Source organism: Pedobacter insulae, assembly GCF_900113525.1.
Classification (GTDB): Bacteria; Bacteroidota; Bacteroidia; order Sphingobacteriales; family Sphingobacteriaceae; genus Pedobacter; species Pedobacter insulae.
Genome location: NZ_FOPP01000007.1, coordinates 111,548 through 135,250, shown reverse-complemented (window position 1 = coordinate 135,250; position 23,703 = coordinate 111,548). Strand labels below are relative to the sequence as shown.

15 protein-coding genes are annotated in these 23,703 nt (G+C 41.1%); 2 read left to right on the top strand and 13 right to left on the bottom strand.

Going from position 1 to position 23,703, the window contains the following annotated elements; genetic code table 11:
• Positions 1-24 precede the first annotated feature (24 nt).
• Complete coding sequence (gene araA / locus BM207_RS12835) at positions 25-1,515, top strand: L-arabinose isomerase (protein ID WP_090994692.1); 1,491 nt, start codon at positions 25-27, stop codon at positions 1,513-1,515.
• Between the two features lie 28 nt (positions 1,516-1,543).
• On the top strand, positions 1,544-3,244 hold the full coding sequence (locus BM207_RS12830; protein WP_090995051.1) for a sodium/sugar symporter: 1,701 nt from the start codon (positions 1,544-1,546) through the stop codon (positions 3,242-3,244).
• Between the two features lie 42 nt (positions 3,245-3,286).
• On the opposite strand, the gene BM207_RS12825 is transcribed toward BM207_RS12830, so the two are convergent.
• The 13 genes from BM207_RS12825 to BM207_RS12765 all read right to left on the bottom strand — a co-directional run bounded on the left by BM207_RS12825 (position 3,287) and on the right by BM207_RS12765 (position 23,700).
• The gene (locus tag BM207_RS12825; RefSeq protein ID WP_090994689.1) at positions 3,287-4,303 is read right to left on the bottom strand and encodes a zinc-binding alcohol dehydrogenase family protein; all 1,017 of its coding nucleotides are present in this window, start codon (positions 4,301-4,303) and stop codon (positions 3,287-3,289) included.
• Positions 4,304-4,335: 32 nt separating this feature from the next.
• Positions 4,336-6,666 (bottom strand): DUF5703 domain-containing protein, encoded by a 2,331-nt coding sequence (locus BM207_RS12820; protein WP_245768107.1) that lies wholly within the window; start codon positions 6,664-6,666, stop codon positions 4,336-4,338.
• The gene (locus BM207_RS12815; protein ID WP_090994682.1) at positions 6,626-8,050 is read right to left on the bottom strand and encodes a sialate O-acetylesterase; all 1,425 of its coding nucleotides are present in this window, start codon (positions 8,048-8,050) and stop codon (positions 6,626-6,628) included. Before BM207_RS12815 ends, BM207_RS12820 begins: the two co-directional genes overlap by 41 nt.
• Before the next feature lie 33 nt (positions 8,051-8,083).
• On the bottom strand, positions 8,084-10,123 hold the full coding sequence (locus BM207_RS12810; protein ID WP_090994680.1) for an aceric acid hydrolase: 2,040 nt from the start codon (positions 10,121-10,123) through the stop codon (positions 8,084-8,086).
• Complete coding sequence (locus BM207_RS12805) at positions 10,113-13,511, bottom strand: glycosyl hydrolase (RefSeq protein WP_090994677.1); 3,399 nt, start codon at positions 13,509-13,511, stop codon at positions 10,113-10,115. The genes BM207_RS12810 and BM207_RS12805 overlap by 11 nt, the downstream gene beginning before the upstream one ends.
• Positions 13,498-14,793, bottom strand: coding sequence for an L-fucose:H+ symporter permease (fucP, locus tag BM207_RS12800; RefSeq protein WP_090994674.1), 1,296 nt, complete (start codon positions 14,791-14,793; stop codon positions 13,498-13,500). Before fucP ends, BM207_RS12805 begins: the two co-directional genes overlap by 14 nt.
• A 42-nt stretch (positions 14,794-14,835) precedes the next feature.
• On the bottom strand, positions 14,836-15,276 hold the full coding sequence (locus BM207_RS12795; RefSeq protein ID WP_090994670.1) for a MaoC/PaaZ C-terminal domain-containing protein: 441 nt from the start codon (positions 15,274-15,276) through the stop codon (positions 14,836-14,838).
• A 152-nt stretch (positions 15,277-15,428) separates the two neighbouring features.
• Positions 15,429-16,499 carry a Gfo/Idh/MocA family protein gene (locus BM207_RS12790; RefSeq protein ID WP_090994665.1) on the bottom strand — a complete coding sequence of 357 codons (1,071 nt, stop codon included), beginning with the start codon at positions 16,497-16,499 and terminating at the stop codon, positions 15,429-15,431.
• A complete protein-coding gene (locus BM207_RS12785; protein ID WP_090994662.1) occupies positions 16,496-17,716 on the bottom strand; it encodes an extracellular solute-binding protein in 1,221 nt (406 codons plus the stop codon). The genes BM207_RS12790 and BM207_RS12785 overlap by 4 nt, the downstream gene beginning before the upstream one ends.
• The gene (locus tag BM207_RS12780; protein WP_090994658.1) at positions 17,709-18,872 is read right to left on the bottom strand and encodes a CaiB/BaiF CoA transferase family protein; all 1,164 of its coding nucleotides are present in this window, start codon (positions 18,870-18,872) and stop codon (positions 17,709-17,711) included. Before BM207_RS12780 ends, BM207_RS12785 begins: the two co-directional genes overlap by 8 nt.
• A gap of 4 nt (positions 18,873-18,876) precedes the next feature.
• Positions 18,877-20,028: a CaiB/BaiF CoA transferase family protein gene (locus BM207_RS12775; protein ID WP_090994653.1), complete on the bottom strand. Its 1,152-nt coding sequence runs from the start codon at positions 20,026-20,028 to the stop codon at positions 18,877-18,879.
• Positions 20,025-21,179: an ABC transporter substrate-binding protein gene (locus tag BM207_RS12770; RefSeq protein ID WP_245768106.1), complete on the bottom strand. Its 1,155-nt coding sequence runs from the start codon at positions 21,177-21,179 to the stop codon at positions 20,025-20,027. The genes BM207_RS12775 and BM207_RS12770 overlap by 4 nt, the downstream gene beginning before the upstream one ends.
• Positions 21,180-21,201: 22 nt before the next feature.
• A complete protein-coding gene (locus BM207_RS12765) occupies positions 21,202-23,700 on the bottom strand; it encodes a glycoside hydrolase family 2 TIM barrel-domain containing protein (RefSeq protein ID WP_245768105.1) in 2,499 nt (832 codons plus the stop codon).
• Positions 23,701-23,703: the final 3 nt, after the last annotated feature.

Sequence of the window (23,703 nt, the reverse complement as noted above, 5' to 3'; positions counted from 1 at the left end):
ACGCTTATCGCTAAACGCATAAATATGATTGATTTAAAAAAATTCGAAGTCTGGTTCATTACAGGCACACAACATTTGTACGGAGAAGAAACACTTAAGCAAGTTGCTGAACATGCACAACAAGTTGCAGATTCATTAAACAAACAAAGCAAAATACCTGTGCGCGTTGTTTATAAACCCATTGTTAAAACACCTGAAGAGATATTTGAAACTTTACAGCAAGCAAATATTGAAGCAAACTGTATCGGTGTAATTACCTGGATGCACACCTTCTCTCCTGCCAAAATGTGGATCAGGGGTTTAAATATCCTGCAAAAGCCTTTATTGCATTTACACACGCAATTTAACCGAGATATTCCATGGAATTCGATTGACATGGATTTTATGAACCTGAACCAAAGTGCACACGGCGATCGTGAATTTGGCTTTATGGTTTCCAGAATGCGCAAAGATCGTAAAGTAGTTGTTGGACACTGGCAAGATGAAGAGGTAGTTGGTGAGATTGATATGTGGTGCAGAGCTGCAGCTGGCTGGAATGACTGGCAAGGCGCAAAATTTGCCCGCTTCGGTGATAACATGCGCTATGTTGCGGTAACAGACGGTGATAAAGTGGAAGCCGAGCTGAAGTTTGGCTTCTCGGTAAACACTTATGGAATTGGCGATTTAGTGGAGATCATTAATAGCAGCAGTGAGCAGTCGATCAAAGCATTACTCACTGAATATGAAGACAGCTATCAAATGAGTGCCGATTTGAGAACGGGTGGTGCGAGACATGCATCAGTATATGAAGCCGCAAAAATTGAGATTGGGTTAAGGAAATTTTTAACCGAAGGAGGTTTTAAAGGTTTTTCTGATACCTTTGAAGACTTACATGGGATGGTACAATTGCCTGGTATCGCTGCTCAACGCTTAATGGCCGATGGCTTTGGTTTTGCAGGAGAAGGAGATTGGAAAACAGCGGCTTTGGTTCGTGCGTGTAAGGTAATGGGTGCAGGTTTACCGGGTGGAAATGCTTTTATGGAAGATTATACCTACCATTTTGACCCTACCAACTCTATGGTATTAGGTTCCCATATGCTGGAGATAGATGCCTCTTTGGCTAGCGGAAAAGCTAATTTAGAGGTTCATCCCTTAGGAATAGGCGGAAAAGCCGATCCTGCCCGCTTGGTATTTAACGTTGCAGGTGGTGATGCATTGAATGCTTCCTTAATAGACATGGGGAATCGTTTCCGTTTATTGGTTAACGAAGTGAAAGCGGTTGAGGTGGAAAATGATCTACCTAATTTACCTGTTGCACGGGTACTTTGGAAACCCTTACCGGATATGAAAACAGGTTGCGCAGCTTGGATTTATGCTGGTGGCGCACACCATACTGCCTATAGCCAAAATTTAACCACGCAACATTTATTAGATTTTGCTAATATTGCGGGTCTAGAATATATTAATATAGGTGCAGACACTAAATTGGATCAGCTTAGAAATGAGCTACACTGGAACGAAGTTTACTATAAATAAAACCTAAACCAAATATTAAACCATTATGATGAACAATTTTTCAGCGGTAGATATTGCCGTCTTTATCTTTTATTTTATCCTTATCTCTGGATATGGCTATTGGATTTATAGCCGTAAAAAGAGCAAGGAAGTTTCGGGAAGCCACGATTTTTTCCTGGCCGAAGGATCTTTAACCTGGTGGGCTATTGGCGCTTCGCTAATTGCTTCCAATATTTCGGCCGAGCAGTTTATTGGAATGAGTGGAAACGGATTTGTGGTAGGGATTGCGGTAGCTGCCTATGAATGGGTTGCTGCAATTGCCTTAATTATTGTGGCAGTTTGGTTTATTCCAATCTACCTAAAGAATAAGATCTTTACGATGCCGCAATTTTTGCAAACCCGGTATAACGAAACGGTAAGCTTAATTATGGCTATTTTTTGGCTGTTCCTGTATATCTTCGTTAACCTGACCTCTATTTTATACTTGGGTGCGATTGCCATCAGCAGTATGATTAGTCCCGATTACTTTGGTATAGTAATGATTGGATTGGCTGTTTTCGCATTGGTCATTACCCTTGGCGGAATGAAGGTAATTGGCTTTACTGATGTAATTCAGGTAGTTGTTTTGATTATTGGCGGATTAGCTACCACTTATATCGCATTAACACTTGTAAGTGAGCAGTTTGGCTTGGGCAAAGATGCCATTGCCGGATTTAAAATGCTCTTAAAAGATGCTCCTGATCACTTCCATATGATTTTGGATAAACCAGGGCCAAATAGTTCTCAAGCAGATATAAACAAGTATTTAATGTTACCAGGTATTGCCATGTATTTTGCGGGGCAATGGATTGTAAACCTAAATTACTGGGGCTGTAACCAATATATCACCCAACGTGCTTTGGGTGCTGATTTAAAGACGGCGAGAACAGGTATTTTATTTGCCGGATTTTTAAAGCTTGGAATGCCGATTATTGTAATGCTACCAGGTATTGCAGCTTATGTATTGCATAAAAATGGTGCCTTACAAGCAGAAATGGCTCCAGGAGGGCATTTTAACGCAGATAACGCTTATTCGGCTATCCTAGGTTTCTTACCTACTGGACTAAAGGGTTTATCTGTTGCTGCTTTAACGGCTGCTATTGTGGCATCTTTAGCAGGTAAAGCAAATAGTATTTCTACCATTTTTACTTTGGATATCTATAAAAAATACATCAACAGAAATGCGGAAGACAAAAAACTAGTAAGCGTTGGAAGAATTACCATTTTGATGGCGATTGTTTTATCAGTTTTACTTACCTGGAATGATTTATTGGGTATTGGCGGTGAAGGTGGTTTCACTTTTATTCAGAAATATACCGGTTTTATTAGTCCGGGAGTATTTGCCATGTTCATTTTGGGTATGTTCTGGAAACGGACCACCGGTACGGCAGCGATTGCAGGTTTATTAACCGGTTTTGCCTTATCTGTTGTGTTTAACAACTATGCTCCAGCATGGTTTGGTAATGAAACGCTGCTTTATACAGCTTATCCTAACGGCAAAGGGGCTTATGAAATTCCGTTCTTAATTTGTATGGGTCTTTCATTCGCATTTACCATGCTGGTGATGATTGTATTAAGTTTGGCCGGACCGAAAGTTAATCCTAAAGCCTTTGAAATTGATAGCAAAATGTTTAGAGTAACTCCTTCTACCATGGTGATGATCGTAGTGACTTTAATGATTTTAGCTATGCTTTATGTGAAATTCTGGTAATAATTTTTTACAAACGCGGGTTAAAAATTAACCCGCGTTTGTTTAATCCATGCTTACCATCGCTTTGATCACGCCATTCTTTGGATCTAGCCAATTTGCAAATTCTCCTGCTACCTGATCAAACGCTACCTGATGTGTAATATAAGTTGTTGGCTTCACCAAGCCTTGCTTCATCGAGCGGATAACATGCTCAAAATCTTCGGTTGTAGCGTTACGACTACTCATTAAGGTTGCCTCTCTTTTATGGAATTCGGGGTGACTAAAAGAAATATCCCCTTTTTGCAGTCCAATTAAAACAAACCTCGCTCCGTGGGCCATGTATTGAAAGGCATTATTGATGGCTTTCTGGCTTCCTGTAGCGTCGATCACCACTGTTGGCATATTTCCATCAGTTATTGCAGCCAACTGAGCGCTAACGTCGCCATCAAGCGCATTAACCGCATGCGCTACGTTTAACCTATCCTTACAAAACTCCAACCTCGAATCGTTTATATCTAATGCTATTACATTGGCTCCTGCAATACGTGCAAATTCCATTGTTCCTAAACCAATGGGGCCTGCGCCAATAACCAATACAAACTCGTCCTTTTGCACAGCTGCCCTTCGCACCCCATGCGCACCAATGGCCAATGGCTCCACGAGCGCCAGCTCATCATAACTCAATCCTTCGCCATGAAGCAGGGTGCTGACAGGGACTTGTAGAAATTCCCGCATCCCTCCATCAACATGTACCCCACACACTTGCATTTTAACACAGCAGTTTGGCTTGTTGGAGCGACATGCAATGCATTCTCCACAATTAAAATAAGGAATAAATGTTACCGCCTCCCCTAATGCAAATTCCGTACTTCCATCAATTTCCACTATTTTAGCTGCAAGTTCGTGTCCTAAAATACGTGGATAGCTAAAAAAAGGTTGTGTACTTTCAAAAGCATGCAGATCTGTTCCACAAATCCCTATTCGTTTAATTTTAAGGAGTGCATGATTTTTTGCTAAGACCGGTTTTTCGGCTTCAGCATATTGTAATTGCCCTGGTGTGGTACAGGTTAATGTTTTCATTAGTTATTTTCTTTTAAATTTTGTACCTAAGGCTATTTTTTCCAATCAATAATATCCTTGGCTCTTTCTTGCGGTAGCACTTTCAATACTTCCATTTTTCCGTCTTTAACAACGCCTTCAATCGTAGTTTGATAAGGTGCGTGAAGTTTAAAATGTACGTCCCATTCTTTAGGCCAAGCTGGTAACAGATAAATTTTCCTGTCATCATATTGTACCAACATTTCCTGTAATCCGATCATGCCAGCCCCTCCCCAATTGTGGTCGGGTGTCCAATCAAATCCTGGCCCCCAGAATGCGGGAAATCTGCGTCCAGCATTCTTCATCTTTTGCAATGTGAGTGCGGCTGCCGCTTCCGTTAAACCTAATCTAGCGGCAAAAATATTATCCTGTTTCCAGCCTATGTGACTTCTAAATTTCAAAACGTCGGTATCGTATTTGAAAGTATTCAATGCTGTATCCAGCCCAGCTTTACCAATGCCATAGATTCCCCATGGAAACACGGGGTAAAGCTGAGGACTTTCTACATTGTTGATCCGTTCCCATGTTTTAGCTGGAGAAATAGTAGGATGGCCATTAAAAGTGCGAAAGCTTAAGGGAGGAATCATTTTCAACATGTTTTTCCAATCGTTTCTCTGAGCTTCCGTAATTCCCTCACGTTCCAACAGTCTTGTTAATATAACCTGCAAACCTGCTATGGTAGAGGTTGCATTGTTAGCCATTTTATAAGTTTCTGCGGCAGAGCCCGGATACAAAACCAAGTGTCCATTGGCGTCTAAAGCCTTGCTCCCCCTTTGTTTTGCCAAATAAAGGTAATGTTCTTTAAAAAAGGTTAAACAGCTTTCTATCAACGGCATATATGTATCGTTTTTCTTTCCGGTATATCTTTCTCTTTCAAGAATCATGAAACAGAATTCCAGTACCGTATCCCATTGATACTCTAGCCAAGCATTATATTCCATTCCTTTGTTAAAGCCCTCTGGACGTTTCCAACCATATTCGGCCGGGTTTGGCAAACCAAAGTTCTCCATTTGTTCTGTAAAGCTAGCGCCTTTATGTCCCCAGGCTTCTTCTGTTCTTAGCTCTGCTGTTTTTAAAATCTTTTGGTAAAAATCGAACTGGGGTTCCATCATTTCAAAATCACCACTTTTTAGCATGGGCCAATAAACCAATCGCTGGTTTTGGGCCGTATGGGTTCCCCCTCCCCAATTTCTAAAATCAGGCGTATACTTTAAAGTGGTATCTGTTAACTGCGGATCGAAAGTAAATAAACCACCGTTAAATTTTGTCGGCGATGTTCCAAAAGCGTTACAACCCAACATATACCTAAACAGTTGATAATTCTTCCCTACCTGGTTAGCCAATGAATCTTTTGAAGTAATCTCAATAAAGCTTCTATTCCAATAGGCATTCCACCATTGTTTGGTGGTCTGCTGTGCTCTTAAATAATGGGCTTTGGAGCTGTAAGGTACCCTTTTTAAATCGTCCAGATAATTGGTAACTGACTCCGTATGGGCGGTATTAAAACTAACGGTAACGGTTTGCGACTTCTTCGGATTTTTACTTTTCAGCGTCCAGCCTTTAAAAGGAGTACTCAAGTATTTTCCTGCATAATTGCCGGCCGGTACCATCCCTTCACCTTGCATCATACCTCCAAAAATTAAATTTTTAAGCGGCTGGTAGAACTGGTTTGCATAATCAGCTAAGCCTTGTTGCTTTACAACAACATCGAATACAGTTTTTGCTTTATTTTGATGATAAAATTCGACGCTCGCACCATTGAAACGAACCTCATCCTTTAGGGTTTTGATCTCGCCCTGGGGAGCCCACTTGTAAGAGTTCTGGTTATTTTCCTTTCCTTTTGTAATGCGGTCTTCGAAACGCCAGCTTTCATAACTCGCCTCGGTAAGTAACGGCAAGTTTGATTTAACTTCAAAGTTTACAATAGGTTTAAATACATCTACCCAAACCTTTACTTGGGTTTGCAATCTTCCTTTAGTACCTGAAATAAGTACATAACCATCTTTCAAAATCAGTTCTTGCTTAAATTCTCCCCCTTCAAATGGATTGGGGCTCAACTTTAGTTTTACCCTCCCTAATTTTAACAAGGTATTATGCTCATCGAAAGTACCACTTCGCGATAGGTAGGCATAAATTACTCCTTTTTCTACCCATACATTTAGGCCTATATCGCCCCCACCACAAGGCATCGATTCGCTTGAGTTCTTACTCTGGCTGGTCCACACTACCTTACCCTCTTGTGCCCGGGCTTCCGTACCTGAAAACAAGAACAAGACGAGCACTATCGTTAGGGTTGTTATTTTCTTACCATTCATCGCTTCTAAATGAGGACACAGGCAATCCATCGTTGCCAAATAAATCTCCGACTACAAAATTCCTAAAAGCGTAACGAACTGCTACCGGCTCTTTTACCTCTATTGAGGAAACAGTAATACTACTTCCTTTAATGGCTGCTTTTGCAGGATAAAATTTACGATCGGCACCTGCTATCTCAAAAAGGCTTAAATCCTTTCCAAAGGAAGTTAAACCATTGGGTGCATTGTCAAATTTCACGATGGCATTTCCACCTTCGAAGGTAGTCGATTCATAGGACGGGCTCTCTGCGCCAAATCCTTTAATTCCGTATGTTTTTGCGAGTGCTAAGAACGCTAACCTCATCCCAACATCTTTCTTGTTGGCAGGGTGAATGTTCTTTTCGTCGCCAATATCCATCAGCACTGCCATGCCCGAATTCGGTATCTTCGCTAATGCTTTACGCTGCGCATCTCTGAGATAGGCAGAATTTAACTTGGGATCATTTGCATCGCCCCCAAAATTATAGACAAAAGGCGCAATCTGGGCGTAGTAAAAAGGAAATTCCCCTAATCCCCATTCTTGTCGCCAACTGCTTACCATTGCCGGAAATAAATCTAAATAGCGATCTGCCCGGCTATAATTGGATTCCCCCTGATACCATATTGCACCACGAATGCCGTAGCCGATTACCGGATAGGCCATCCCGTTATATAAAGTAGTAGGTGTTTGATTAACCGATTTGATGCTGTCTGTTTTTGCCGGAACTTTAACCTCGGGAAAGGAGGTCAAGATTTCTGGCGACATCCACGCCTCCACACTCGAGCCGCCATAGCTGTCGTTGATTAATCCGATTGGAACATTGAGCATTTCAGCTAAAAGCGATCCAAAGTAATAACCCGTTGCACTGAAATTAGCAACGGATTCTGGTCCTGCCACTTTCCATTCAGAGGGCTTGCTATTTTCTTGACGTTCTGTAACAGAAGACCTCGGAACTGTATACAATCTGATATGCTTATTTGCCGATTTTAATATCGCCTCATTCGAACCCAAAATGGGTTGACCTTTAAAACCTTTCATAGGCATCTCCATGTTCGACTGCCCTCCACAAAACCAAACCTCACCAATCAGCACGTCTTTTAAGGTGAATAGCTCTCCGTCGTCAAACGTAATTTGGTAAGGTCCACCAGCTTTAGGTGTTATCACCTTAACTTTCCATTTTCCCAACTTATCCGCTTTTGCGGTATAGCCAGCTTTGTTCCAGGAGGTGACAATTTTTACTGTAGAACCGGATTTAGCCCAACCCCATAAAGCGATGTTACTTTGTTGTTGTAAAACCATGTGGTCGGTAAATATGGAAACCAACTTAACTTTGGCACTTGCTTCACAAAACAAGCACACAAACAGGACTGTGATGACGATCTTAAATTTTTTCATGTAGTTTCTATTCTTTTTAACGATACAAATTACCTAACGGCTTACTGGCAACCAAACCGACATTTCTGTATGTCCTCTGTTACCCCAAGCAAAATAAGGAATTAATTTAATAGGTGTTGTAGTTGTGCTGGTTGAAACTGGCCTATAAAGGGTATTGGCCCATGTGTTCGGTTCAAGCATTTTTGCATCGCCTTCTAAACTCATCATGTTTACCCCATCAATCGTGATCGGTTTCGCGGCCAAACGAATGGAGGCCGGGATAAATGCATTGAAGATGCTTTTCCCGGGGAAGTCGACAGACTCAAGGCAATAAACAATTGGACCTCGCTTTATGGCTACCTGGTTTCTATTTTCTTCTACTAAAGGGTTGGCTTCCATCAAAGTGGCTTCCATGGGTAAAATAAGTTCGATTTGATCGCCTTTTTTCCATGTTCTGTTCAACGCTGCGTAAGTACCACTCTCTAGCTGTAGCTGTTCGGGTTTTCCATTGACGCTAATTGTTGCGTTTTTTGTCCACCCCGGGATGCGGAAAAATAAAGCATAAGCTTTAGCATTTGTTTCGGTAATTGTTACCTTGATATTCCCGTCCCATGGATAATTAGTTTCCTGTTTCAGCCCAACTGTAGTGCCATCAGCGAGTTTAACAGTCGCATTATTGCCACCATAAAGGTTAAACCATATTCCTTTAGCTGAGGTACTGTAAACATAATCGCTTACTTCCGCTATGGTACGAACCAGATTGGGCGGGCAACAATTGGACAAAGCAATATATGGCACCCGATCTTTAGACCATCGTTGCTTAAAAGGTAAATTATCTGCTTGCGCTAAAGGATTGGTGTATAAAAAATTTTTGCCATCCAGGCTAATCCCTGATAATACACTATTATGCAAACCAAGTTCCATCACGTCGGCATATTTTGCATCTCCGGTAAGCTGCAGCATCCGCCAGTTAAATAGTACATGACCAATATTTGCGCAAGTTTCGTTGTGCGCCGTAAAGTTAGGCAGTTGAAAATCTCTTCCGAAAGCCTGGTGTATTTTCTGAACGTCGGCGGGATTGTAGGATGTGCCATCAGGTGAAGTACCATCGTAGAGCGAACCATTGCCCCCTGTAATATACATTTTATGGCTATTGATGTCTTTCCACATTAAGTTTAACGTCTTTATAAGCGAGTCATTCCCTGTTTCGGCATATAGATCTGCCACACCTGCATAGAGGTAGTTTGCCCGCACGGCATGTCCAATAGCTTTTGTCTGTGTTAGGAAAGGCACTCTATCCTGGTTATCATCCGTTCCGTCTGTGATTTTGCCTTTTATGGCAATGAGGTGCTTGGCCAATGCTAAATACCTTGGATCCCTTGTGGTGCGATACATTTCTACCACGCCCATGTAATGGGAAGGGCAAATAGCGTTTCGGGCAAGTGTTGGGGATGCGGTTTTATAAAATCCATAGAGATAATCTGTTGCCTTTTTTGCAATGGTTAATAAATTGGTTTTCCCTGTGGCCCGATAATGAATGCAACCAGCCGTCATTAAATGTCCGATGTTATACGCTTCAAAGCTTAAGCGATCTTGAAATTGATTATTTGAGCCTGTTTTGCGCTGCTCTATCATCGCTTTCGTATAGATGTAGCCATCAGCACGTTGAGATTTAGCAATTACAGCAATCGCTTTGTCCATCTGTTCAATTAACTTCGGGTTGCGAGTGGAGGCGTATAAGCTTGCCATGGCTTCTAAAGTTTTATAATAATCGCCATCATGAAAGGATGGGCCTTTGTGTGTGCCGGTGTCCAGTCCGGCGGCGATTTCAAAGTTCTTGAAAGCATGACTGATGTTTGGATCATTATAAATATCCCACATATTGGGAACAATAGTCTCCGTAGCTACTTTAAAGCGATCTGCCCAAAACCCATTTGTCCAGCTAACACTACCCATATCTACCCCATGTAGTTTAGCATAGGGGCTTTTTGAATTATTCGTTAAGGCTTTTTCTTGCGCTTTTACAAAAAAGCTTAAAACGAGCAATATGCCGAATACCGATATCGAGAAAGACGGAAGTGTTTTACTTTTCATTATGATCTTCTATTTCAAGGGTTACAGGGCCAAACAAACCAGCAGGGTTTAAAGGTTTTCCAACCAATCTAAACGGCGCAGTTGTTTTTGTTAATCGCTTATTTTCAGGTAGTTTATTATCGCCAATTAAACGATTAGCCCAGGTATTGGTTACTGTGATTGCGATATTATTTTCCCCACTTTTTAAGGCTTTGCTAATTTCTAGCTGATAAGGGGCTGTCCATACAACACCACAGGCAACCCCATTTATGGTGACTTCGGCTATGTTAGCAAAACCACCAAGGTTGATCCAAGTTTTGGTTGTTGGCGCTTTGTCAAGGGTAATGGTTTTCGTATAGCTTGCTGTACCCGAATAATAGTTAATGTTGGTATCAGGATGTTCCGTCCAATCAACAAGTGATTTAAATACTTGAGCTTCTGCTGGGCCGCCAAAAGCCGGATCAAATTTCACTTTCCAATCTGTTGAAAGATCGGTTATAGACTTAAATTTAAGCCAATTTTGTCCGCTTGCTTTTTCGGTAACCTTTGCCTTGTCCTGAAAGATGATAAACACGGCTTCATTCGGTGCAAATTTTAAACTAACGCTTGTTCCATTACTAGTTTTATGAGAGATAACATTTGTAAATTCATCACTTACAGCATTATATAAGATTGGTATTTTATCTTTTACTCGAAATTCAAAATCTAGGAAACGTTCCTTATCCTGCTGATTTGACAAAAAGTAAATATCTTTATCGATCGCCTTTCTATGGGCATAGCCTACTCCTTTCGCATAAGCTAAATTTGTTACTTGCGGCAATTTCTCCTCAATATTCAAATCGCGCTCAATACCAATTTCACTAAAATCACTTTGTGTAAATGGGGCTTTATAAATCTTCCCTAAGCCAAGCTTCTTACTTTTACTATTTCCAAAACCCCAGAGCTGTGCAACGAGCTGATCGAATGCTGTTTTGCTTTGTTGTTTTAAACCAGCTTGATACAATGGCTTATCACCAACAATAATATTTGCTCCAGCTTTCACCAAGTCTACCAACTTTTTTACTGTTGCATAGCTCATGTACTGGTAATTTGGATTTAAAGTAAGCTTGCCGGTAATGACCAGCAATTTATAACTGGCACCACTCGCAAAAACAACCTCCTTATTTTTAACGGTTGCTGTGCGCAATACATCTGGATTAAAAGAATCGTAAGTATAGCCTCTTAGTGGATTTACCCAATCTTCTGGATCGGCCATGTTTGCAGCATGCGATACCCCAGCTGGAATTTGGCGCAAGGGCTGGCCGATATTGGCAAGTCTTTTGCGTTCTGCTTCCACAACCTCCTCTCCAAAGAGCCCGGGTAAGGTATTCACCAACCGATCTGGCAATACCGCTCTTCTTGGCAGTTCCTCGCCCGTAAACACAGCGATATCTATCACTGGCTTACCTTCTTGCAACAGGCTTTGCGTGCGTGTAGCATAATCAACCCATGCTTTTCCCTGTTTCCACCAAGTTTGATCACGTTGAAAGTATAAACCTACCCCATCGAGTGTCATACCTGGTTTTCTGTCTGTCCACGGATTATGCGTAAAGACGTGATACGATAGCTTATTGATACCTAAAGCATAATTTCGATCCTGTAAAGTTTTCATATTACCGGGACTTTCATTCCAATCCATCCTCACGGTGGTAAAAGCCTCGGCTTGAATAATGTTCTTGCCATAAATATGTGCACCTGATATGGCATCTAACATATCATTTGGTTTATCGTGCGTCGGGCTATTCAGCCAAAATTCTCCCATTGGGATGTTGACCTTTTTGTAATGCATGAGACCGTCACTCAGCATGGTTGGCGCTACGCTTTCTGCGGTAAATTCAACTCCTTTTTCTCTAGCCAGATTGGCTAAAGTTCCATAGAACTGATCTACTACGAGCTCGGCTATCGTTTTTCGAACATCGTACAAGAAATTTTCTGAGACTTCGATACTTTGAACAGGAAGCCCAGTGAAAATAGGCAAGTAAGGTGTTAAATCGTAACCTCTTCGCTTTAAAAATTCTGCTTTAAATACGGGCGACCAATTTTGACTGCCGCATTCCCAGCTATCTACATGAAAGGTATTAAGTACTTTGGCGGCAATATCTGGTCCGGCGTGTTTTAGCGCCTCTCCATACCAGCTATTAAATTGTAAGCTAATTGCTTGTGGGTTAAACTTGTCGCATTCTAAGCCTATTCCGCCACCGCCAGTAGCATTTTTTTGTCCTGTAGAAGTATGACCTATCCTTAAGATGGTCCAATTTCCTGGGGGAGCTGACCAATCTAGGCTTCCATCAGCCTTTAATTTACTAGTTAAGTTTAGCATTTTACTCAAGGGTATCGCTAAGTTACTTTTCACCTCAGCAGATGTTGTTCGCTTACTTACCCTCCAAATCGACCCATTCTTACCTTCATACTGTCCTATGCTAGCCTCTGCAGATAGTTCTAATTTTAAAATCTTAAGAGATTGTTTCCATTTAGCGGCGTCTAAATCTTCAGATCCAGGCTCAGAGCCAGCTTTGCTATAGACAAAACGGAAATACTTGGCTGTGGTAGGTACAATGGCGTGGGTAAAATCCTCATTTGTATCTTGCCAGCCATGCCGAGGGGCTTCCAAACGGGTTAAGTTTTTAAAGTTCTTCCCATCAGTACTTATTTCTATCTTCAAGCGGTTGCTCTGGTAATTGTTGCCACTAGTTTTGATATTGATACTGCGGCAGGTAAAAGGCTGTTTAAATTCGTATTGGATCCAACATGAATCACCAGCACTAAAATTCTGTTTATTATCAGCCTTGATCAACCCACTGGCATCCATTCCGTTACTGGTAGTAACCTTTGGAATTACCGTTTGCGTGGAGATATTACTTCCTGCTGGAGATGGGTAGGCGTATACAGCAATATCTTTATAATAACCCTCGTTTCCAGCTGGTTTAGGCAACTTCCTATTCGCTTTACTCCCACCTTTTATCGTTATTTTAGACCAAACTACTTTTTGCATAGAAAGTTCGGGCGTAATCCAAGGTCCACCGGCAAGTGCAAATCCGTCGCTAATATGCATTCCCAATTTTAAATCTAAGCGTTTGGCTTCGTTGAATGCAAATTTTACCATCTCCCACCATTGCGGGGTAAGTTGCTGACTTGCGGGCAGGTATAAAGGTGGACTGGATGAATTTTCGCCTTTAATAGACATCAGGTAAGCGCCCCCAATTCCGTTATGCTTCATCGCTTCTAAGTCGGCCGTAATGCCTGCCTTAGAAACTCCAGCTTGCACCCAATACCAAAAAACCCAGGGCTTGGCCGAATCCTTTTCCTGGGCACGGGAGTTAATGCAAGCAGCAATTAAAAGAATGAATAATATGGTTTTATTTAGTTTCATTAACCTTATGCCCTACTAATCCAAAATATAAAATCACCAGAAAGCATACCAAAGGAATGCTGTATCCAATTTGGATCTGATCTCCATACTTATCGATCAGTGTGCCCATCGAGTAAGGCAAAATAGCCCCACCTACAATCGACATAATCAACCACGAAGAACCTGGTTTCGTGTCATTACCGATACCTTCAATACCCAATCCAAATATAGTAGGGAACATGATTGACATAAAAAAGCCTAATCCGCCTAAAGCGTAAACCACAAATGAACCCTGACCAAAAATGGCTATCAGGCAAAGTATGATAGAAATTACCGCATAAATAGTAAGCAACTTATGAGACGAGATATACCTTAATAAAAATGTTCCAACAAATCGGCCAACCAGGAATAAGGTACCGTACATTCCCAAGAATTTAAGTGCGGTTAGCTCATCAAAGCCACCACCCTGCTGGGCCGCTCTGATAAAGAAGCTGGTTACACACACCTGTGCCCCCACATAAAAGAACTGAGCACATACGGCCCATCTAAGGTGCTTATGTTTTAAAGCTCCGAAGAAGCTACCAGTCGCTTCCACTCCATCAGTACTTTTCGTTTTAATCTCTGGAAGCTTCATGAAATAAAATAGCAATGCTACCAGCACTAATACTGAGCCTAAAATAATATAAGGCATTTTTACCGTCGAAGCTTCTGCCAAAAAGTAATTATTACGTGCGATGTCTGTCATTGCAGCTAGTTCATCTTGGGTATGTGATTTGCCAGAAAGGATAAAACCACCTACCAATGCAGCTACTGGAGCAGCTAATCCATTAAATGTAGCTGCTAAGTTTAATCTAAATGTTGCTTTTTCGGGATCACCCAGTACAGCTGCATAAGGATTGGCAGAAGTTTCTAAGATGGTTAAACCACAACCGATAATAAATAGCGCGAGCAGAAAAGTATTGTAAGAAAGTGCATTTGCTGCTGGAACGAATAAGAATGCACCGATTGCAAAGGTCAATAAACCTGTTATCATACTTGCTTTATAACCCCAACGTTTTAAAATCATTCCTGCTGGGATAGCCATTAAGAAATACGCAAAAAATACAGAAGTATCGATTAGTGTTGATTGCGCATTGTTAAGATTACAGGCTTTCTTTAAGTGTGGTATAAGCACTGAATCTAAGTTGTGTGCCATTCCCCAAAGGAAAAATAAGCTTACAACTAAGATAAATGGCAGGAGGTATTTTGTGCGGGAGGAAGAATCTCCTTCAATAATTAATTCAGCTTTTTCGGTGTGGTTCATACGTTTTGGTTAATAGTTAGTAGTCAATGGTTAATATTACTATCATCTTCTTTTCACAACAAGTAAATGATCGCATGCTAGTACGATTTCGCCATGTTGATTAATCATTTCTACATGCTCGGTAATATTACCCATTTCTGGTCTCTTACCGTCGGCTTTTTCAGAAATTGTAACTTCTGAGTGAATGGTATCGCCGATAAAAACAGGTTTAATAAAACGCAATCGATCATAGCCTTTAGACATAGCCTCTGGATTAATTTCTGAGGCTGTTAAACCTATGCCGATGCTAAAGATCATGGTTCCATGCGCAATTCGTTGCTTAAACGGTTGTGTTTTGCACCATTCTGCATCCATGTGATGCGGGAAGAAATCACCTGTGTGACCGGCATGCACGACAAAATCTGTCTCCGTAATGGTTCTGCCTAAGGTTACACGCTTAACATTTAACTGGTAATCTTCAAAAAATGTGGATTTAAAATACATATAATTTATTTTTTACTTCCTGTCATTATTTTTATTTCCCGTCATTGCGAGGCACGAAGCAATCTTAAAGACCTCGCTAGAGATTGCTTCGTGCCTCGCTATGACGTATTTGCCTCGCAATGACGAGCGTTCTTCATTAGGACCCGGTACGCTTATTTCGTTACTTTCTCTCCTCCTTTATCGCTCGAATGGTAAGCAGCTTCCACTACAGCCATTGTTTTTATAACATCTTCTACACTGGTATGTAAAACTTTATCAGACCCTTCTGCATAGCGCATTAAGTTAGCCATTGTTCCAATAAATGCTTCGGGAAACCACGAACCTTCCAAAGCAACTGATTCCCATTGCGGAAATTCACCTTCCTTTACTATACAATATTCAAAATGATCGGGCACACCATGCGGGTAATCCATCAATAAACCCATTTTCGCTTTGATAGCCCCGTTAGTCCCTTCCCATTTAATGAAACTCTCCTGGTTATGCGGGCCAAAATCATGATCATGATTGGTATTAATCACCGCGTGTAAAGTATCGCCATAATCAAATAAAATTGTAGATCTAGACGACGATAAACTTTTCTCAGGATGTTTTAAAGTTTTTGCCAATATGCTGTTCGGTTCTCCTAAAAAAGACCGTATTAAATCAACATAATGAATGCTATGATATTGGATCTCCAATCGAGGATGGATCATGACGTGAGGAAACAATTCCCAAGGCGTTTTAAGTGTTACGCGCACCTCCATATCGTACAATTCGCCAATTAACCCCTGATCAATTAAATCTCTTGCAGCACTCACAAACGGGGCAAAACGCAATTGAAAATTAATGGCCGCTTTCAACTTCTTATCCCTGCATAACTGCAGTATCTCTTTTGCTTGTTCAAAATGATCGCCCATAGGTTTTTGGATCAGCACGGTGCTACCATCAGGTAGTTTTGTCAGGGTTTCCAAATATTGCTCGGGCATGATGGTTAAATCGTATACAACATTTTCCGGAGCCAAACTAACCGCCTCTTCCACAGTATGGTAAACATTTGGAATATCGAAGGCATTGGCTAATTTTTCGGCTCTTTCTCTGGTTCTGTTTACAATTCCGTGCACATTAAATTTGGCTAATTTATACGCAGGTAAATGTGCATCAGTCACAATTCCTCCGGCTCCAATAATTATAATGGGCTGTTTGGTTTGTGGCAGTTCGGGTTTATATTTTAGGTCGATACTCATTTTTCTATTTCTGCTATTTGTTGCTGTGCATGGGTTAAGATTTCTTCAGCAGGCTGATTTGTATTTATCGCAGCTAGCACCATTTGATCGATAACGGCAGCAATTTTAGCCCAATTTTGATGTTGGGGAAGCATTTTAGCCGCGGTATGTAATGCTTCTAGTTTATGGTAATAAGGAATTATCTGATTGATTGACACATCATTCCAGGTAGATTTCCTACATCCTATTCCACCTCCCAAAGTGAGCGCTCTATCATTAGCCGTATTAGTTGCAAAGCGGATAAAATCATAGGCTATGTTTTTATGCATACTTCCTTTTCCGATGGTATAGAGCCAATATACGTTTAAAGAGGCGGACATGATAAGATCGACATTTACTTTACCTTTAACTTTCGAGTGCTCATCCACTTCGGCCATGGCAGCAAAGCCAAACCAATTGATCATCATGGCAGCTTGACCTTGGCTAAAAGCCATTCCTGCTGCAACTGAATCAAACTCCCTAATGGCCTGGTGGACTGCCGATTGATCATTCACTAGTTTTCGGTAAAAATCTAAACTCTCTAAAGAAGCTGGTGTATTGACATTAATTTTTCCTTGTGGGTCAATTAAATTTCCGCCGCGCGACCATAACTGGAGGCAGAAATCGAATACCGTATTATGCCCGTCTGGGTAGCAGGCTAAAATGGCGCCAAATAAGCCCTCGTCTGGCCGGTTAAAGAACTGAGAAACCTGCTGAAATTCCTGCCAGGTTTTAGGAACGCCTAAATGTTGTTTATATAGTTCAAAGTACCTTGTCTGCTCCCGCTCATTTTCAAATAAATCTTTACGATAAATTAAACATTCTGGCCCATCATGAAAGGGAAGGCCGACGATTTCATCTCCAAAATTTTGCAGTTCCAATAAAGAAGCACTCCAACCATCTGGAAAATCGATTGGCGGGCTCTGATTAATATAAGAATTTAGCACTTCAAATGCGTTGTTGGCATATCCTTCATAGATCCAGTCGGTATTGATATGTGCTACATCAAATTCTCCATTTGCTAATCCATGCTGAGTTAAGGTGCGATCGTGTAGCTCATGCAAATCCATGATCACCAATTCAAGTTTTAGTGTACAGCCCGACAGAAGGCAATAGTCGTCCCAAAACTTTTGCATTGCAGTTTCAAAAGGACCAAACTTACGTACGGCAATCTTAAATGTTTCAGTTCTATTATTCATTAATTACACTTTTTAACTGAACAAATTCTCTGATGATAGCTTCATTATCCTGGCCCAATTTTGGGGAGCCTTTTGATGAAGTTAGTAATTCTCCATCAATACGTATGGGGCAACGTGTAGTTTTATATTGATAACCATCGATCATGGCGACATTCTGGATCATGTTTAATACTTTAAAACCATCATGTTCCATTAAGTCGGACCAGTTAAGCACGTCGGCACACCATATATCAGCAGGCTCCAGTTTTGAAAGCCAATAGGCTGTGCTTCCCGTTATTAGGTGCCCCGCTAAGATTGCCTTTATTTCATCCCTTTGTTCAAAAGCTATTGTAGGCGTTTCGTATTTTAATAATGCCGGACAGTTTAATAAATTGCCTAGCACCGGGATAGCAGCCATGGCAATTGAAATATAACCATTTTGGGTTCTATAAATACCATATGGAGCTCCTAAATACGCATTTGCATTATTGTTTACCGATCGCTCCGGAAGCTGGCCTCCATCATTTAAAAAAGTGGTGATCGTTTCAAATTGGAAATCATAGGCAGATTCCATCATGCTAACCTGCACTAAGCTACCCTCGTTATGAATTGCCTTTTGATAAAGACTTGCTAAAATACCTTGAGCCAAATGCGCACCAGCCAACATATCAACAATAGAAAGGCCCATCGCTACTGGCCCCTTTGTTGCATTTCCCGTCAGCGAAGTTAAACCTGTTAACGATTGCAACAATAAATCTTGCCCTGGTTTACCTTTCCAGGTTCCCTCTGTACCATATCCAGAGATTTCGCCATACACGATGATTGGATTAAGAGCTGCTACTGTATCATAATCGAAGCCAAGTCTGTCCATTACCCCTGGGCGGAAATTATGGATCATTACATCTGCCTTTTTCAATAGTTCACGAACCATTTCGCAATCTTCTGCTTTTTTAAGGTCTACTTCAAAGCTTTCTTTGTTTCTGTTGATGGCATGGAAAACGGAAGATTCGCCATTCATAATCAAATCCGAAGTATATAGTGAACGACAAATATCGCCCATTCCCACTCTTTCTATCTTAATTACTCTTGCACCCATATCAGCCAGACGTAAACTCGCCGAGGGCCCCGATAGGAATTGACTAAAATCTACGACTAAATAATCTTCAAGTGGACGCATATGTTCAGTTTAACTTAAATTCTTCATTAATTTCGTTGTTATTGTGCCCTAATCCGGGTGCGGCTTTGGTAGAAAAAAGCTTTTCTCGGTTTAGGCGGATAGGGCTTGCTGTTGTTTTTAAAATCCTACCATCGTTTAATACCAGCTCCTGCTCAATTGCCAGATCTTGATAGGCCTTTAACTTCACCGCACTTTTGTAGTCTAATACTTCCGCACACCAAACACCTTCGTCTTCTAAAATTGTTAGCCAATTACCCGTATGAGCAGTTTTGAACTTTTCTCCCAATCGCGAAATCAAAGCATCTCTGTTTTCAAATGCCGAGTGCTTATCTCCATACAGATCGCTAATATCACAGTTAATCAATTGACTAACTAATGCCAAATCGGCCATTGCCAATGCCAGATAGCCATTGGCTGTTGCATAGATACCGTATGGCGCACTCAGATAAGCATGGGCACTCCCATCCATCGCACTTCGTTCTGGCAATTTCCCCCCATCATTTAAATAGGTTGTAATTACTTCAAATTGTACATCTAAGATAGATTCTAGCAGACTAACCTCTACCAGCACACTTTTGCCTGTTTTTGCTCTTTTAATCAAGGCAGCCATTAATCCCTGCGCCAAATGGTTACCACACATAATATCAGAAACGGAAAGGCCAAAAGGGACTGGCCCATCATTGCTGGTGCCTGATAAATAAGTTAGGCCTGAAATTGATTGGATCAATAAATCTTGTCCGGGTTTTTTAGCCCATGGGCCTTCGTTTCCATAACCCGTAACAACTCCATAAATTATCTTAGGGTTAATTAACTGGACAGCTTGATAAGATAAACCGATTTTCTCCATCACCCCTGGTCTGAAGTTATGGACCATGATATCTGCCTTACTGATCAGTACGTTCAAGCGCTTTAAATCTTCCGGATCTTTTAAGTCTGCGGCATACGATTCTTTATGACGATTAATGGTATGGAAAAGTAAGCTATCGTTGTCGATGAACAGGTTTTTAATGGCAAGTTGCCGGCAGGCATCACCATGAATAGGTCGCTCGATTTTAATGACACGTGCGCCCAGATCTGCAAGTTTTAGCCCGGCAGAAGGACCCGCTAAAAATTGGCAGAACTCTAAAACCAACACACCTTCTAATGGTTTTCTCATGCGCGTAAAGTTTTGGATTCTACATATAATTTATTCAGTTCAGCTAATACTTTGTGCTCACTGCCTCCATGCATCACATAATCGCGAACCACATCACCGGCGTGATCTTGAAAAAACATTGAACCGTGATAACGAGGGCGTAAAAATGCGCGTTGCAAAGCAGGCAAGGTATTGCTAAAATAATTGTGGCTTTGCCGGTTAACTTCTTCATTTTTCCAGGCACTTAAATGGCCTGGCTGACCGCCGCTTTCGAAATATAATGTTTGCTGACAATTTTCGGAGCCTACAAATGCGGCATAAGCAGCGGCAAGTTCTTTATGCTCACATTGTGAAGAAATAGCCAGGCCTGTACCTCCCAAAGTGCTTCTTAAATTAGTTTTACTATCAAGACTAATCATATCGTGAAAGTGTAATAATTTACGGGCATATCCATTTCTTGCATAATTAGCATAGCCATATGCAAATGGGCAATAGGCAATTGTATCTGTTGCGGTCATAGCTTCGTACAGCTGGATGGGGTTTCTCCTAAAATTAGCCGGATCAATGTTACCAGCTAATTCCCGATACATTGTTAATGCTTTAACGCCAATTTCTTGCGAGATGACTTCATGCGCTGCCTGACAAGGATCTTCACCCAAAGAGCAACACAGCGTATAAAAATTCATTAAAATATCAATAGGAATACCTGCGAACGCTACCAGACCCTGACTAGCAAGGGCAAGAAGCTCTTCGAAATTTTTAGGTAAACTTAATCCCTTATCTTTCAGTATATCAGGCCTGCTCGAAGCTACCGGCGTTGCCGCATCAATAGGTAGCGCCCATTGATGATTTTCGTAGGTGTAACTTTCGTAAGAAGCGCCTACACTATTTACTTGTTGATCTTTTAAAAATTCTGGGCTTAAATAATCATCTATTGGGATAATAGATTTTGTTTTGGAAGCAAATCCTGCCCAGGGGTGATCGATTACCAAGAGATCGAATTGTGCTGCCAATTCCTGAATAGAAAAATCGGCAAAGGCCTGCAGACTTCTTTTCTCCCAGGTAATATGAACGTGTGGATGAAGTTCTGAAAATCGCTGCGCAGTGGCAACCATCGGTAATAATCCCCGACTATGGTTCCACGTTATTCCTTTTAAAGTAATGTTATTCAATTTCTCTATTATTAAAACTTGTTCACTTTTCAACCTTGATAATTATTTCACTTTCTTTTAAGCCATCAGCAGTTGCTGTTAACTTAATTATGCCCGCTTTTTCTTTTGCCTGTATAATAGCTAAAGCCAAACCATGGTATGCTTTTCTGTGATTCGCTTTGAACGGTTCTAAGCTGGCCTGAAAACCATTGTCGACCCCCGCTATAAAGCCCTCCCCTTCAATTTTAAATTGAACCAGATTATCCGCATAAGGGACGATATTATCCGCTTCATCAGTTATTTTAACCGTCACAAAAGACAAATCTGTTCCATTGGCCTTGATATTTTTTCGGTCGGCGACCAGTTGAATTTTAGCAGGCTTGCCGGCTGTTTTCACTTCTTTAACTAAAACCTCTTTACCATTTTTGCGGGATATCGCTTTGAGTGTCCCAGGTTCATAATTCACTTGCCACAGCACATGCAAATCATCACCTTGTTTGCTTCGTTTACCTAAGGATTTACCGTTTAAATACAATTCTACCTCATCCGCATTGTTATAGTAGGCCCAAACATCGATAACCTTCTCCTGCCTTCCTGTAAATAATCCATTCACAGGCCAGTTCCAATGCGGCAAAAGGTGTAATACCGGTTTATTAGTCCACTCGCTTTGGTACAGATAATACGAGTCTTTAGGGAACCCTGCTAAATCAATAATTCCAAAATAAGAACTTCTGGCTGGCCAGGCATAGGGCAAAGGCTCTCCGAGATAATCGAAGCCTGTCCACACAAAAATACCTGAAACATGGTCATATTTCTTCGCTTCCTTTAAGGTTTCTTCATGTGTAGAACCCCAATATGCCGACACATTATCATAGGAGGATGCTGCCCAAGAGGCATTTCCTTCCTTAAATTTAGTTTTTCCATCTTTCGGCCAGCGGCGAATACTATCTGCTGTATCGTAATAACCTCTCGTTGCTAATGCGGAGGTTGTTTCCGTTCCTATGAATTTCTCGTTCGGATAGTTTAGTGGAAAATCCTTATATAGCTTGTGGTTGTAATTTAAGCCATATATATCTAGCGCACCTGCTTGATAAATGAAATTTTTGGCTGCGTTGGTTTCAGTCAGGGCTGCCAATACAGGCCTAGACTGATCTATATCTTTAACAATTTTCACCAGTTCTTTGGTAAGCGCAATGCCCGTGCTATCAAACTGTTCCCGAATTTCGTTTCCGATGCTCCATAAAATGATCGAGGGGTGGTTAAAGTCACGTTTAACCATATCTGCTAAGTCTCTTCTATGCCATTCGGGGAAATTCACATGGTAATCATGTGATACTTTTTTCTTTTTCCAGACATCGAAAGATTCATCCATCACCAGAAACCCCATTTTATCACAGAGGTCTAAGAACTCAGGTGCTGGTGGATTATGGGCTGTTCGAATGGCGTTGCAACCCATTTCCTTTAGGATTTCGAGTTGACGTTCCATGGCCCTGCTATTTACTGCTGCACCCAATGCACCTAAATCATGGTGTAGGCAAACGCCTTTTATTTTGAGCGACTTGCCATTCAATGAAAATCCGGTCTTAGCATCAAAGTTGAAGTAGCGAATGCCAAAAAGTGTTTCCTGTTGGTCGATTAGCTTATTATTTTGAAAGACTTTTGAAACCAACTTATATTGTGTAGGACTTTCAATGGACCACAGATCTGGGTTTTTAAAGTTTAAAGTGCTTTCTGAATTAACACTAGGGTGGTTTGAGTTAATGATAAACGGTCGACCGTGAAGAATTAATTTTCCATGGGAATCGTAAATTGAATTAACTAAAATGAACGGTTGAGTGCCCGATGATTTATTAATAATAGTTGTATTCACTTTTACCGATGCTATATTTTGATCTTTCGAGGCGGTCGCTACTATTTTTACCCCCCATTGCTCAATGGCCAATTTAGCGGTAGATTTAAGCCAAACATTACGGTAAATACCAGATCCTGTGTACCAGCGCGAGTCGGGCTGAGCTGAATTATCAACTTTAACCGAAATAATGTTTTTACCAGGGCGTAAATACTGATTTAGCTCGTAAGAGAATGAAATATAACCGAAGGGTCGTTTCCCTAGCAAGTGCCCATTTAGCCAAACTTCACTGTTCTTATAAACCCCATCGAACTCAATAGTAATCATTCTATCTTTAAAATTAACTGGCGCAATAAACTCTTTTCTGTACCATCCGATCCCTGTAGGCAGTCCTCCTCCTTCTGGCTTTGCCGGGTTTTTTTCATCAAACTTGCCTTCTATGCTCCAATCATGAGGCAGGTTTAATCTCCGCCATTTTGTATCATCAAAAACTATTGCATTTGCATTAGCGGCATCGCCTAAAAAGAACTTCCAATCTTTATTGAAATTGAGTCTTGTACGGGGTGAGGGATTGGTTTCTGTCGTTTTAAGATTGGTTTGCTTCATGCTTCGCAACTCTTCGCAATAACCCATTGCTGTAAAGCAAACGAGGAAAACGATTAGCACTCCATATTTAATATCAATTTTTAGCATCCT